This window comes from Bacillus aerolatus (genome assembly GCF_009183655.1).
Lineage (GTDB): Bacteria > Bacillota > Bacilli > Bacillales > Domibacillaceae > Pseudobacillus > Pseudobacillus aerolatus.
Genome location: NZ_WEIO01000001.1, coordinates 152558 through 166621, shown reverse-complemented (window position 1 = coordinate 166621; position 14064 = coordinate 152558). Strand labels below are relative to the sequence as shown.

Annotated in this window: 18 protein-coding genes; all 18 read right to left on the bottom strand. The window is 44.7% G+C overall.

Annotated features, from left to right (window positions below; translation table 11 throughout):
* Positions 1-13: 13 nt before the first annotated feature.
* Positions 14-919 (bottom strand): GTPase Era, encoded by a 906-nt coding sequence (gene era, locus F9802_RS00870; protein ID WP_152149739.1) that lies wholly within the window; start codon positions 917-919, stop codon positions 14-16.
* A 7-nt stretch (positions 920-926) separates the two neighbouring features.
* Positions 927-1325, bottom strand: a complete 399-nt coding sequence (locus tag F9802_RS00865) for a cytidine deaminase (RefSeq protein ID WP_152149262.1) — start codon at positions 1323-1325, stop codon at positions 927-929.
* A gap of 87 nt (positions 1326-1412) precedes the next feature.
* Positions 1413-1802: a diacylglycerol kinase family protein gene (locus F9802_RS00860; RefSeq protein ID WP_152149261.1), complete on the bottom strand. Its 390-nt coding sequence runs from the start codon at positions 1800-1802 to the stop codon at positions 1413-1415.
* Positions 1780-2253: an rRNA maturation RNase YbeY gene (ybeY, locus tag F9802_RS00855; RefSeq protein WP_152149260.1), complete on the bottom strand. Its 474-nt coding sequence runs from the start codon at positions 2251-2253 to the stop codon at positions 1780-1782. Before ybeY ends, F9802_RS00860 begins: the two co-directional genes overlap by 23 nt.
* Entirely contained in the window at positions 2225-2383 is a 159-nt protein-coding gene (locus F9802_RS19470; protein ID WP_191991720.1) for a hypothetical protein, read from the bottom strand. The genes ybeY and F9802_RS19470 overlap by 29 nt, the downstream gene beginning before the upstream one ends.
* Before the next feature lie 54 nt (positions 2384-2437).
* Positions 2438-3400: a PhoH family protein gene (locus F9802_RS00850; protein ID WP_152149259.1), complete on the bottom strand. Its 963-nt coding sequence runs from the start codon at positions 3398-3400 to the stop codon at positions 2438-2440.
* Positions 3351-4592, bottom strand: a complete 1242-nt coding sequence (gene yqfD, locus F9802_RS00845) for a sporulation protein YqfD (RefSeq protein ID WP_152149258.1) — start codon at positions 4590-4592, stop codon at positions 3351-3353. The genes F9802_RS00850 and yqfD overlap by 50 nt, the downstream gene beginning before the upstream one ends.
* A gap of 12 nt (positions 4593-4604) precedes the next feature.
* Positions 4605-4889, bottom strand: coding sequence for a sporulation protein YqfC (gene yqfC / locus F9802_RS00840; RefSeq protein WP_152149257.1), 285 nt, complete (start codon positions 4887-4889; stop codon positions 4605-4607).
* A gap of 58 nt (positions 4890-4947) precedes the next feature.
* Positions 4948-5331 carry a hypothetical protein gene (locus F9802_RS00835; protein ID WP_152149256.1) on the bottom strand — a complete coding sequence of 128 codons (384 nt, stop codon included), beginning with the start codon at positions 5329-5331 and terminating at the stop codon, positions 4948-4950.
* 33 nt (positions 5332-5364) lie between these two features.
* Positions 5365-6363, bottom strand: coding sequence for a flotillin-like protein FloA (gene floA, locus F9802_RS00830; protein ID WP_152149255.1), 999 nt, complete (start codon positions 6361-6363; stop codon positions 5365-5367).
* A 12-nt stretch (positions 6364-6375) separates the two neighbouring features.
* Positions 6376-7644, bottom strand: coding sequence for an NfeD family protein (locus F9802_RS00825; RefSeq protein ID WP_152149738.1), 1269 nt, complete (start codon positions 7642-7644; stop codon positions 6376-6378).
* Between the two features lie 452 nt (positions 7645-8096).
* Positions 8097-8543: a GatB/YqeY domain-containing protein gene (locus F9802_RS00820; protein WP_152149254.1), complete on the bottom strand. Its 447-nt coding sequence runs from the start codon at positions 8541-8543 to the stop codon at positions 8097-8099.
* A 19-nt stretch (positions 8544-8562) separates the two neighbouring features.
* Positions 8563-8736: a 30S ribosomal protein S21 gene (gene rpsU / locus F9802_RS00815; protein ID WP_007087607.1), complete on the bottom strand. Its 174-nt coding sequence runs from the start codon at positions 8734-8736 to the stop codon at positions 8563-8565.
* Positions 8737-8871: 135 nt separating this feature from the next.
* Positions 8872-9555 (bottom strand): deoxyribose-phosphate aldolase, encoded by a 684-nt coding sequence (deoC, locus tag F9802_RS00810; protein ID WP_152149737.1) that lies wholly within the window; start codon positions 9553-9555, stop codon positions 8872-8874.
* 159 nt (positions 9556-9714) lie between these two features.
* Positions 9715-11058, bottom strand: a complete 1344-nt coding sequence (mtaB, locus tag F9802_RS00805) for a tRNA (N(6)-L-threonylcarbamoyladenosine(37)-C(2))-methylthiotransferase MtaB (protein ID WP_152149253.1) — start codon at positions 11056-11058, stop codon at positions 9715-9717.
* A 4-nt stretch (positions 11059-11062) separates the two neighbouring features.
* Positions 11063-11815, bottom strand: coding sequence for a 16S rRNA (uracil(1498)-N(3))-methyltransferase (locus F9802_RS00800; RefSeq protein ID WP_152149252.1), 753 nt, complete (start codon positions 11813-11815; stop codon positions 11063-11065).
* Positions 11816-11865: 50 nt separating this feature from the next.
* The gene (prmA, locus tag F9802_RS00795) at positions 11866-12807 is read right to left on the bottom strand and encodes a 50S ribosomal protein L11 methyltransferase (RefSeq protein ID WP_152149251.1); all 942 of its coding nucleotides are present in this window, start codon (positions 12805-12807) and stop codon (positions 11866-11868) included.
* A 22-nt stretch (positions 12808-12829) separates the two neighbouring features.
* The gene (dnaJ, locus tag F9802_RS00790) at positions 12830-13942 is read right to left on the bottom strand and encodes a molecular chaperone DnaJ (RefSeq protein ID WP_152149250.1); all 1113 of its coding nucleotides are present in this window, start codon (positions 13940-13942) and stop codon (positions 12830-12832) included.
* Between the last annotated feature and the right edge of the window lie 122 nt (positions 13943-14064).

Below are 14064 nucleotides of genomic sequence, written 5' to 3'. Positions count from 1 at the left end.
AATTTTTCCTTACTTAATATTCGTCTTCACGGAATCCAAAATCACGAAGATTGGAGGCTTTATTACGCCAATCTTTTTGGACTTTCACCCACAATTCCAAGAACACCTGGGAGCCGAGCAGGTTTTCAATATCATGCCGTGCCCGCTGGCCGATTTCTTTCAACAAAGCTCCGCGCTTGCCGATAACGATGCCTTTTTGGGAATCGCGCTCCACTACAATTGTCGCCATTACATTGATGATGTCTTTATCTTCGCGGCGCTCCATTTTATCGATAACGACCGCGATGGAATGAGGTACTTCTTCCCGCGTTAAATGAAGCACCTTTTCCCGAATGAGCTCAGAAACAATAAAACGCTCCGGGTGGTCTGTCACTTGATCGGCAGGATAATATTGCGGTCCTTCCGGAAGATTTTCTTCAATTTGATCGAGCAGACGCTCCACATTATTTCCTTCCAGGGCAGAAATAGGAATGATTTCCGAAAACGGATACAAATCTTTATACTGATCAATCAGCTCCATCAATTGATCGGGATGAACACGGTCAATTTTATTCATAACGAGAAAAACAGGCGTCTGAGTACCTTTTAGTTTTTCAATAATAAATTCGTCGCCACGGCCATAACCTTCTTCTGCATTCACCATAAACAGCACGAGGTCAACTTCCCTTAACGTATTGACAGCTACCTTCATCATGAAGTCTCCAAGCTTGTGCTTTGGCTTATGAATGCCCGGCGTGTCTATAAAGATCATTTGTGCGTCTTCTTTCGTATATACACCCTGTACTTTATTTCTCGTCGTTTGCGGCTTATCGCTCATGATAGCAATTTTTTGTCCGATTACCCTATTCAAAAAAGTGGATTTGCCGACATTCGGGCGGCCGATAATCGAAATAAAACCAGATTTGTATGTTGAATTCATTTCTTGTCTACTCATGTAAATCCTCCGGTGAAAATGCCCCTGGCAGCAAATTCTCAACAGTTAGTTCTTCTATATCTCCCTGCAAGTTCGTTAAAATTACTTTCATATCAGATGTGCAAAGCTCGGAAATCACTTGACGGCATGCACCACACGGAGACACAGGACGTGCTGTATCAGCAATAACAGCCATCGCTGCAAATTCCTTCTCCCCTTCAGACCATGCTTTAAATAAAGCCGTTCTTTCTGCACAATTACACATACTGTAGGCGGCGTTTTCTATATTGCATCCGTGAAAGACTTTGCCATCTTTCGTCAGAAGCGCAGCTCCTACTGGAAATTTTGAATAAGGAACATAAGCGCGTTCTCTAGCTGCTTTAGCTTCCTGAATTAATTGTTCTCTTTTCAAATTAATGCTCCTTTACTTTCTATTTTAATATAAAACAGCTCATTTGTAATCCATTTACTGAAAATATTTCTGAAAAATCTAAATTATCTAAAATAATCGCCAGACCTTCGGCAGGAAGATGATTGCTCCTGTCAGAAGAGCTAGACAAGAAAAAAGCAGGACAGCTCCCGCTGCTAAATCTTTCGCTTCTTTCGCCAACGGATGGAGATCTTCCGTAACTAGATCAACTGTTTTTTCGATTGCAGTATTTACGACTTCAAGCGCCATCACACCAAAAATCATAATTAGGATGAACAGCCATTCTGTACGTGTCAGAGACAGCCAAAAGCCTGCCATTGCGACTGCTGCCGCGGAAGCTAAGTGAAAGCGGAAATTAGGCTCTTTCGCAGCGAGACGCAGGCCGTTGAGCGCAAATCGAAAAGAGGCCACGAACCGTTTCCAGCGAAAAATATACTTATCGCTGCAGCCCGAATTCATCAAGAATTTCCTTTTGCCTTTGAAACATCTCTTTTTCTTCTTCTTCTGTCATGTGGTCATATCCGAGCAAGTGAAGAAGTCCGTGCACGGCAAGAAAACCAAGTTCCCGCTCAAAGGTGTGTCCATACTCTTCTGCCTGTTCCTTTGCACGAGGAACGGAAATGACAATGTCTCCAAGTACACGGGGCAGGTCATCCGCGCCGCTGATTTCTATTTCCTCTCCGTCCATTTCCTCGAGCGCAAAAGAAATAACATCTGTCGGCTCATCTTTCTGGCGATATTCACGGTTAATTTCCCTTATCCTTTCATTGTCAGTGAACGTTACCGACACCTCGCTGTCTTGTGCGGCGCCTTCCTTTTCTGCTGTCAACTTTAACAGCGCTTCTACAAGTTGAAAAGCTTCGGCTTTTAGTCCTTCCGTTTCATCGATTATATCTATCACTAAACTCATCTTCTTTTCCTCCGTTCTCACCGGGCACCTCTGCCGCAGCCAAGAGCTGCCGATACGGCTTTTCCATTCTTGCAGAAAATCTTTTTAGCGTTTCACGTAAAATCATAACAGGTTTCACTAAAAAAATCATGTGCCGCTCCCATGAAAGAAAAAATAGTAAAACAGACAGCCCGCAGGCTGCCTGTTAACTTTCAGCTTCTTCATACGCCTGGATGATCCGGGCAACGAGCGGATGGCGGACGACGTCACTCTGTTCTAAATAAATAAAGGAAACAGAAGACACACGATTTAAAATCTGTTCCGCCGAAATGATCCCCGATTGCGCTCCTTTTGGCAAATCAATTTGTGTGCGGTCACCGGTAATCACCATTTTCGATCCGAAACCGAGCCGTGTTAAAAACATTTTCATTTGCGCTTTAGTCGTATTTTGCGCCTCATCCAATATCACGAACGCGTCATCAAGCGTCCGGCCGCGCATGTACGCAAGCGGTGCCACCTCAATCGTACCTCTTTCAATCAGCCGCTGTGTATGTTCAGTGCCAAGGACATCGTGAAGAGCATCGTAAAGCGGCCGCAAATACGGATCTACTTTTTCCTTCAAGTCCCCAGGAAGAAAACCGAGACTTTCGCCTGCTTCTACTGCCGGACGCGTTAAAACAATTCGTTTGACCTGTCCAGTTTTCAAAGCATGAACCGCCATAACCACTGCTAAATATGTTTTCCCTGTTCCTGCCGGGCCGATGCCGAATACAAGATCCCGTTTACGGATCGCTGTTACATATTCCTGTTGGCCAAGTGTTTTAATGCGTATCGATTTTCCCTTTGCATTTTTCGTGATTTCCTGGTCATACAGTTCATCCAAGTATTCAATCGTCCCGCGCTTCGCCATTTGCACTGCATTCATAACATCCCGTTCGCCAATATTAATTCCTTTACGAATAATTAATAACAAACGGTAAATAATTTCTTTGACGAGTTCCGTTTTCTCTTCTTCGCCGGCGATATGAATCGATTCACCTCTTGTTACAATAGATACATCAAACTCTTCTTCTAAAACGCTTAGATTTTTATCTGATACCCCAAATAAGGCCGCGGCTTCATTCGGGTTTTCGAGCTGAATATTCATTATGTTTTTTTCTTCTGGCATTCTTTTTGTCTCCTTGAGTGATTGGTTTCCCTACTGCTATATTTTCTAGTACTTGGAAGTGTACAGACAATTTTACTTTACCATTCGTGAACTGCCTCTGCAAAACTTTTTCACCGCTGATAACCGCTTTTTCAGACAATTTCGCCTGCAAATCTTCTCTCGCTGCCTTGAGCGCATGAAGTTCAGCCTCTTTTTCTGTGTAAGAGCGGCTTGTCTGCTCGCTTTCATAGTACGTTTTTTCCACATAGTTCACTGGCAGTTTTATACCGAGAAAAGAAACAGAATGCACTTGCTCGTCCTTTTTATGATTAGCAAAAGAGTGATTTTTAAATCCCCATACAGGCACTCTCAATGTTTTCATTTCCAGCAAATGCTTTTGCACCTGACGGCCGGTCAAAACGTGAAAATCAGTCGTTACAGGCATTTCCACTGTTGTTTTGTACCAAGTTTCTCCTAACACTTCCCCATCAGCTGCTATTTTTGTTTGTTTTTCTTCCGTGCCGATCAATCCTGAGACGAGCAGCTGCCCTTTATGGACAAACTGGTTTCTCTTCACAGCGGCCTGTCCCTTTTTAACAAACAACTTCACGATTACAGCATCTTTTGCTGCTACGAGATGCCTCGGACCTTTCTGCTTTTTTTCCTTCGGTTCGGTTTTTTCCACGACACGAAAATGAAAGGTGCTTCCTTTTACTTCTACGCCAATCCATGTCAGCCCTTCCACGCGGTTTAACAATTTTTTCTGTACTGTTTCAGGATCGTCTAAACCAAGGATAAATTTTCCTTTTTCGACGCCCATGCGAGAAAGCTCTTTGCGTATTTCGTGTTCCATCTTCGGGCTGGCTCCGCCGATATTTATTCGCCAGACAACATTAGATAACAGCAATATAATGACCAAAAAACCAACCGCGCCGATCACAAAACCCGAACTTTTTAGCAGCCTTTTCAGTAAAAAAGGGAAACCTTCCCCTCTATAGAAACGGACATCCCCTTCGAAGGCCCGCGCTGCTTTTCTCACCTCATGGATATGCTTGAGAGAACAGGAGAACGAAATGGTCTGTTCCCCCTGTCTGCTCACTTGCCAAACTGGGACACGGGAACGGCTCAGCCGATTGATGAACCGTTCTGCTCCTTGCCCTTGCACTTTCACTACGACAACTCCTTGAAAAAAAGCAAGCCACTGATTGTTCAAGCTTTTTCCCCCTTACCCTTCCAAATAAACGAGTTTCTCAATTTTTCCTTCAATCAATATTTCTTCCGGCAAAATGGTTTTGATCGTAAACGCCTGCCCTTTAATTAAAAGCTGGCCTTTTGCAAGCAGCAGCCTCACTTCTTTATCCGAAAAAGCAAGCAGTCCTCTGTGGTTTTCAATATAAATATGCAACTGACCGATCATCGTGATCCGGGGAAGGTCCATCATGACATCTTCGGGCAGATTCATCGATTTTGTCAGCCAGCCTTTCATTTGCTCTCCCCACTTTTTCGCCATAAAAAAGAACCCCCCTCTCTTTTCATATGTATGAAAAGAGAGGGGGGAACATGTCAGTTTATTTCCTCCTTAAAGCCTTGGGAGGAGCAAGGATTTCGGAGAAAATGACTCCTCTGGCTAAATCATCAGATTCGATTTCAAAGCCGAATTCATTAGAATCTGCCGTTTCTTCTTTTTTGACACTTTCCTCCTGATAGCGGCTCAGCCGCCCCGGTGATCGCTCGCGCCTGCCTGCTTCTTTTCTGGCTTCTTCGTACTTTTCATTTAATGCCGGTCTTGCTGTTTTAATCTTTTGTTCCACCTGTGTAAAACTTTTTGCTGATGCCGGCCTTGATGGTTTATTTTTTTTAGGAGCTGATTTTTTCTCTTTCTCACTGCCGCTTTTCCGATTGGTTATGAGGGAGAAAAGCCCGACTAGAATGGCTATAATAATTGTTTCCATCGCAAAACCCTCCCTTCAAACAAGGCCGGTTGGTTAGCTTTCATCGCCTTTGCCGTCTTTTTTGCCGCCGGCCATTTTACCGATCGAACCGCGCATGCCAGTGTCAGCATCAATATTTTTATAATTCATATAATCCATAACGCCAATATTGCCAGTGCGAAGTGCTTCTGCCATCGCAAGCGGTACATCTGCTTCCGATTCCACAACTTTTGCACGCATTTCCTGTACGCGCGCTTTCATTTCCTGCTCACTCGCAACAGCCATCGCCCGGCGCTCTTCTGCTTTCGCTTGGGCAATCTTTTTATCCGCTTCCGCCTGCTCTGTCTGAAGCTCGGCGCCAATATTTTTGCCGATATCAACATCAGCAATATCAATCGATAAGATTTCAAATGCTGTACCTGCATCCAATCCTTTGCTTAAGACCTTCTGTGAAATCATATCGGGATTTTCAAGCACTTTCTTATGATTGTCACTTGAACCGATTGTAGAGACGATCCCTTCACCGACACGGGCGACGACTGTTTCTTCACCCGCTCCCCCGACTAGGCGTTCAATATTGGCTCGAACGGTGATGCGCGCTTTCGCTTTCACTTCAATTCCATCCATCGCCACACCAGCGATAAAAGGCGTTTCAATAACTTTCGGATTGACACTCATTTGCACCGCTTCCAATACGTCACGACCGGCCAGATCAATTGCTGCACACCGTTCGAAAGATAATTCGATATTAGCCCGTTGTGCTGCAATTAACGCATTGACGACACGATCTACATTTCCTCCTGCTAAGTAATGGCTTTCCAGCTGATTTGTCGTGACATTCAGCCCTGCTTTTGACGCTTTAATCATCGGATTGACGACACGGCTCGGAATAACCCGGCGAAGTCTCATACCGACTAACGTGAAAATACTGACTCTTACTCCTGCTGCTAACGCGGAAATCCACAGCATGACAGGAACAAACGTGAAGAAAACTGATAAAATAATGACACCCACTACAATTACTGCAAGAGTTAACATCAAACTAGGATCCATTCTTCTTCCTCCCTATTCTTCTAATTCTCGGACGACAATGCGCGCTCCTTCTACCTTCACTACCTTCACTTCTTTTTCCGCACCGAGAAAGCCTCCTTCGGTGACAGCATCAATTCTTTCACCATCAATCACAACAGTCCCAGCTGGGCGGAATGGGGTTTTTGTGATTCCGATTTTCCCTAAAAGTTCAGTTCGGTTTACATTTGACACATAACCGCTTTCCGAATTTGTAGAATCTGTTAAAATAATTTTTTTGAAAAATTTCATCTTTTTACCAAGCACCTTTACCATTAAAATCATGGCAGTAATGGCTACCGCCATGGCTATTATTAAAGATAAGCCCATCCATCTCACATCATCGCCCGCGAGCAAAATGCTTCCTGTTACAGCTGCAATGCCTAATATGCCGGCAATCCCGCCCGGAAGAAAAAGCTCAGCAACAATGAGTATAGCCCCTACAATAAACAGCAATACCGATTCATACCCCGCGAGACCTGCTACTAAATGACCGTAAAAAAACAACAAAAGCGAACTGAGGCCGATAGAACCAGGTAAACCAAATCCAGGCGAATACAACTCGAGAATCAACCCGAGACTAGCCAACGATAATAAAATGGGAACAACAATCGGATTCGTTACAAACCGGGCCACTTTCTCCGCCCAACTTTCTTTTAATTCCACTACGGCCGCCCCTTCTGCCTTTTCAAGCTGCAGCACCTCATCCAGGCGGCTGACTGTCGCTTTTGAATAACCCGTTTCGAGCGCTTCTTTAGATGAAAACGTTAACAATTCGCCTTTGCCGGCATTGTATTCTGGTATATTTACGTCCGGGTCGGCCATCGCAATGGCATATTTCGGGTCGAGGCCGCTTGTTTCCGCAGCGCTTTTCATCGCCGAGCGCCAGTAGCTTTGCGCTTTTTTATCCGCCATATTTCCTTGTTGATCAATGATCGCCGCAGCTCCCATTTGCGCATTCGGCACCATGTAGATTGCATCGGCGTGAAGAGAGATGAACGCACCCGCCGACAGCGCCCGGTCATTAATAAACGCAACCGTCCGGATATTCGTTTCATCCATCAGCTTGCCGATTTCTCCAGCTGCATCAACCGCTCCCCCCGGTGTATGAATATCCAATACAATTAACTGCGCCCCGTGTTCTTGCGCCTCTTTAAACGAGCGCTTCATAAAAGCATACAGCCCTTTTTCCACCTCATTATGCACCGGTACTACATACACCAACGGCTCCTTCGCCTGCGTAACAGCCGGCATTCCCAGCCCCATCAAAAACAAGGCAAGCCCAAACAACAAAGCGACATATTTCCTTATCAAACTCACCACCCCTCAAAAAACCCTCTTCCTCCTATACGTTCATTGTAAAGCAAAAGTTTCATAAATATAACTAGAAAAGCGGAAGCGCCTTGGTCAGCCCCGACAAGCAAATGTTCTTCTCCCAAAGAAGTCGCTCTTTGACTTCATTGGGAGAAGGTTATTTGACCTCGAGGGGCTAGGCGCTGCAGCTGGACACCAGAAAAGCGGAGCCGACTGTTTTGGGGCGACAAGCATATGACAGGCTGACGAAATGGTGCCTTTCAACCATGCAGTCAGACTGGCATATGCCCTCGAGCCCCAAGGAGGCGCAGTTAGACCCGCTCCATTAGCAAAGTTATCCACACTATGATTATTTTATAGTTTCCTAAACAGCAAAAAAGACGGCAGGATCACCTGCCATCTTTTTATGAGAGTTTTTGCTGCACGAGCTTGTTGACGAGACCGCCATCGGCCCGGCCTTTTACTTTCGGCATCAAAGCGCCCATTACTTTGCCGATATCTGCTTTAGAGGAAGCATTTACTTCCGCAATCGTTTCCTGAACAATTGCTTCTAGTTCTTCCTCTGAAAGCTGTTCTGGCATGTATATGTTCACGTAAGTCAGTTCAGTTTGAATTTTCGAAACGAGGTCAGCGCGACCCGCCTTTTCAAATTCATGGAGGGAGTCTTTGCGTTGTTTCACTTCGCGAGAAAGAACTGCCAATTCATCATCTTCTGATAATCCTTTGCTGCCTGCTTTAATCGCTTCATTTTGCAAGGAAGCTTTCAGCATGCGGATTACAGTTAATTTGTCTTTTTCTTTATTTTTCATCGCTTGCTTGATATCATCATTTAAACGCTCGAGAAGACTCAAAGTAATACCCTCTCTCTCATTAGAACTTACGTTTTCTAGCCGCTTCTGATTTCTTTTTACGCTTTACGCTTGGTTTTTCATAAAATTCACGTTTTCTAGCCTCTTGTAAAGTTCCAGTTTTGGAAACAGTACGTTTGAAACGACGTAGAGCGTCTTCAAGCGATTCGTTTTTACGAACAACTGTTTTTGACATATCTCTTTCCCTCCCTCCGAACACTTACGATTACATGTTCCGTAACGGAAATTCCATGTACTAAATAATTATAATACAAGCTAATATGACGGTCAAGAAATTTTCTTTACAATCGCTTCGATGTTTATTCAGACTTTAATAGTCTGACTCTCCTTTTAAGCCCTGGACAATTTTCACGCCTGAGCTGGCTCCAATTCTTGTCGCCCCTGCTTTAATCATTCCCGCAGCGTCTTCCTGGCTGCGTACGCCTCCAGAAGCTTTCACGCCAATATCAGGGCCGACAGTTTTTCTCATTAGCTGGACATCTTCGACTGTAGCTCCTCCCGTGGAAAAACCAGTAGAAGTTTTCACATAATGAGCTCCAGCTTGGACAGCAAGTGTGCACGCTCTTTCCTTTTCTTCATCTGTTAACAGGCTTGTTTCAATAATCACTTTTGTCAGCGCTTTCCCTCGTGCAGCAGCAGTGACTGCCTGAATGTCTTTTAACACGGTTTCATCATCCCCGGCTTTTAAAGCGCCAATATTGATGACCATGTCGACTTCTGTCGCTCCGTTTTGAATCGCATTTTTCGTTTCAAAAGCTTTTACTTCTGTTGTTGTTGCTCCTAACGGAAAACCGATCACTGTGCAAACTTTTACTTTTGTTCCTTCTAACTGCTCACCTGCATAAGCCACCCACACAGGGTTAATGCACACGGAAGCAAACTCATATGCTCTCGCTTCTTCACAAAGCTTCTTTACTTCTTCTTTCGTTGTTTCTGCTTTTAATAATGTATGGTCAATTGTTTTTGCCATATCGCTAAATTGATTTGTAATCATCAAAGAACAATCTCCTTTTCAACAAGTTGTCCGTACCTCTATATAGTACCATCGAATAGATAAAATGGCGAGTCCTGATCATTTTCTTTATAAAATACCCTATTTTCACAATAATAAAAGCCTTTCATGCATTTTAGGCATAAAAGGCTGCTTTTTACATCACACGGTCGGCTCTAATTCTTCTTCTATCACACGGACAAATTGTCCTTCATTATAAGGATAACCGGCTTTCGTGATTTTCACTTTCACAAGCTGACCGACCATTTCTTCTGTGGCCGGGAAGACAACTTTTAAATAATTATCTGTATACCCTACATATAAACCTTCTTCAGATCCTTCTTTAAATGGTTCTTCAGGAATCACTTCAAGCACTTCACCTTCGAAGCGGGAAGCATATTCTTTTGCCAGTTGGTCAGAAAGAGAGATAAGACGGTGCACCCGTTCATTTTTCACTTCTTCATCGACTTGGTCATCCATGCGGGCAGCAGGTGTGCCTGTCCGCTTCGAATAAGGAAACACATGAAGCTCAGAAAATTTGTGTTCTTTAATAAAATTGAACGTTTCCATAAATTCTTCTTCAGTTTCTCCCGGGAAGCCGACGATGACATCAGACGTAACCGCAAGCCCCGGAAGAGCTTTTTTCAAACGGTTTAAGCGGTCGGCGAAAAATTCCATCGTATATTTCCGGCGCATTCTCTTTAAAACTGTATTGGAACCGGATTGAAGCGGCACGTGCAAATGTCTGACGACAATGTTGGAGCGGTCGATCACTTCAATGACTTCATCCGTTAACTGGCTTGCTTCAATGGAAGAAATCCGGATGCGCTTCAAACCTTTCACTTTTTCTTCCAAATCAGTTAACAACATCGCTAAATTATAGTCTTTCATATCTGAACCGTAGCCGCCTGTATGAATACCGGTCAGCACAATTTCTTTATAGCCGGCATCTACAAGTTGCTGTGCCTGACGGATCACTTCTTCCGGATCACGGGAACGCATTAAACCGCGTGCCCACGGAATGATGCAAAACGTGCAAAAGTTGTTGCAGCCTTCCTGAATTTTCAACGAAGCCCGCGTGCGATCTGTGAAAGCGGGAACGTCCAGCTCTTCATACACCCTGTTTTTCATAATGTTGCCGACACCGTTAATAGGCTGGCGCTCTTCTTTATATTGCTCGATGTATTCAAGCATTTTAATACGGTCCTGTGTACCAACGACCACGTCTACTCCCGGAATGGCCATAATTTCCGCAGGGGACGTTTGCGCATAACAGCCGGTTACACAAATAACTGCATCGGGATTTTTGCGGACGGCACGCCGGATCACTTGCCGGCTTTTTTTGTCGCCTGTATTCGTTACTGTGCATGTATTGATGACATACACATCAGCGGTCGATTCAAATTCCACGCGATCATAATTCCGGCTTTTAAATAACTGCCAGATTGCTTCTGTTTCATAATGGTTTACTTTACATCCAAGTGTTTGGAATGCCACTGTAGGCATAATCTCACCTCATTAGTTCAAAATGGTAGGAGATGGCGGATAAGGCATAAAGGGGAGCGGTTTCTGTGCGTAAAATCCTCGGACCGAGGCCGCATGCGATAAAACCGCTGCTACGGAGCTGTTCTGCTTCTTTTTCCGATATTCCGCCTTCCGGGCCAAATACAATTAACAGCGCATCTCCTTGTTTCATTTCACTCAACAAGTGATGAAACGCTGCTTTTTCTCCTTGCTTGCTTTCTTCTTCATACGCATATAATTTAAACGGATACTCTTGTCCGATTTGAATCAATTGTTGAAAATCCACCGGAATACTTACGTCCGGCACGCGGTTCCGATGAGATTGCTCGGCTGCTTCTTTAGCAATTTTTGACCAGCGTTCCGTCTTTTTTGCTGCTTTTTTCTCATCCCATTTTACGATGGAGCGATCCGCATGAAAAGGGATAAACCGGCTTGCACCGAGCTCTGTTCCCTTTTGGATGACGAGTTCGAATTTATCCCCTTTCGGCAGGCCGCTCGCAATCGCGACGGCAACCGGCAGCTCTTTTTCATCATGCATCCATTTCACGATAAAAGCAAGGGCACAGTCATCGGAAATTTCTTCAATTTCCACCACCGCTGATTCCCCATCTGGAAAAACAGCATATACGCAGTCGCCTGCTTTCAGGCGCATGACGCGCGATAAATGGTGGAAATCTTCACCTGTGATTGTCACTTTTCCGCCGTTATCCGGCTTCTCATTTAAAAAATATCGCTGCACGATTGTCACCCCGTCTGCCTAAGTTTCTGAAAAGCTGTACAAGACAGCCACTATTTCTTCTTTGCTATAATGGCCACCCAGTCTTCCATTAAAACAGTTTCTTCAATTTCAAATCCGGCTGCTATCACAGCTGATTTTACTTCGTCACGCTTTTGACCGATGATTCCTGACGAGATAAAATAACCACCTTGCTTTACGACTTTTGCTACATCGCCGGTAAAAGAGATAATCACTTCGGCCAATATATTCGCTACGACCACATCCGCCTGTTCTTCGATGCCATCGAGCAGATTGTTTTTGGAAACCGATACGATTTCTTCTACCCGGTTTAGTTGAATGTTTTCTCGCGCGGACGCAACGGCTACTTCATCTAAGTCAAGAGCCGTCACTTTTTCAGCGCCAAGGAGAGCAGCTCCGATACTTAACACGCCTGATCCTGTACCAACATCCACGACATAGTCAGCTGGTTTCACAAAACGCTCAAGCGCCTGCAGGCACATCACCGTTGTTGGATGGGTACCCGTACCAAACGCCATGCCCGGATCAAGTTCGATGATCAACTCATCCGTACTAACTGGCTCGTATTGCTCCCAGGTCGGCACGATTGTAAACTTCTCGGAAATCTTGACCGGATTATAATATTGTTTCCATGCGGTCGCCCAGTCTTCTTCATTCACTTCTGTCATGCTCATTTCGTTGCGGCCAATGTCAATATTGTACTCAGCCAGGTTTTTAATGGACTCCGTAATGCCTTCCGCTGTTTCAGCAAGAAAGCTGTTGACAGGCAAGTAGGCTTTAACGATTACGACGCCTTCTTCAGGATAATCATGAGGGTTGAGCTCGTAAATTTCACCAAACTGATCTTCCCGCTCTCTCATCAGTTCAAAAGGATCTTCAATCACAACTCCGCTTGCACCTGCTTCATGCAAAATATTCGAAATCGGTTCCACGGCTTCATTCGTTGTTTGAATGCTAATCTCAGACCACTTCATGTATTGCCAGCTCCATTCTCATTTAGTCGCGCTTTAAGGCACGTTTCACTTTATCAAAAAAGCCTTCTTCGTGTTCATCAAGCACTTCGCCGCTCACTTCAGCAAATTCACGTAACAAATGCTTTTGTTTTTCATTTAATTTTGTAGGGGTGACGACTTTCACTTGAATGTGCTGATCACCTGTTCCGTAGCCGCGGACGTTTGGCACGCCTTTACCACGCAGTCGGAATCTCGTACCCGTTTGTGTACCCGCCGGCACTTTCAGCTTAACCTTGCCGTGGATCGTCGGCACTTCAATTTCATCTCCAAGCGCGGACTGAACGAAAGTGATCGGAATTTCACAGTAAATATCATCGCCGTCCCGTTCAAACAGTTCATGCGGAAGCACACGGAAAACGATATATAAGTCTCCCGAAGGTCCGCCATTCACACCCGGTTCTCCCTGACCCGGCACACGCAGCTGCTGGCCGTCATCGATTCCTGCAGGGATTTTCACATGAATCGTTTTATTTTTCGTGACTACGCCGTCTCCGCCGCAAGTAGAACATTTTTCCTTGATCAGTTTGCCAGTGCCGCTGCAGTAAGGACAAGAACGACGATTGACAATGCGGCCAAATGGCGTGTTTTGTTCGACATTTAATTCGCCGGATCCTTGACAGTGGCTGCACGTTTCAGGTGTCGTTCCCGGCTTGGCGCCTGTGCCGCTGCAAGTACCGCACGTTTCTTCTTTCGGAATCTGAATATCTGTTTCTTTGCCAAATACAGCTTCTTCAAAGCCGATCGTCATCGTATATTGCAAATCTGATCCTTGGCGCGGTGCATTCGGATCTCTTCTGCGGCCGCCGCCGAAAAAGGTACTGAAAATATCTTCGAACCCGCCGAAGCCTCCAAAGTCCTGTCCGCCAAAGCCTTGGTTTGGATTCGTATGGCCAAATTGGTCATATTGTGCCCGTTTTTGGTCATCATTCAACGTTTCATACGCTTCTTTTATTTCTTTGAATTTTTCATCGGCTCCGGCCTCTTTGTTAATATCAGGATGATATTGTTTAGAGAGCTTCCGGTATGCTTTTTTTAACTCGTCTTTTGAGGCGTCTTTTTCAACGCCGAGTACTTCGTAATAATCTCGTTTACTCATAATGACCCACTCCCCGATTCATTTCGCATAAAGGCTATTTTAACATAGTTGCTTAGCAATAGTGAATAGTTAATCCTAATCCTTTTCTATTGCCGCCATGAAAAAAGTCAAAGTCAAGGAAA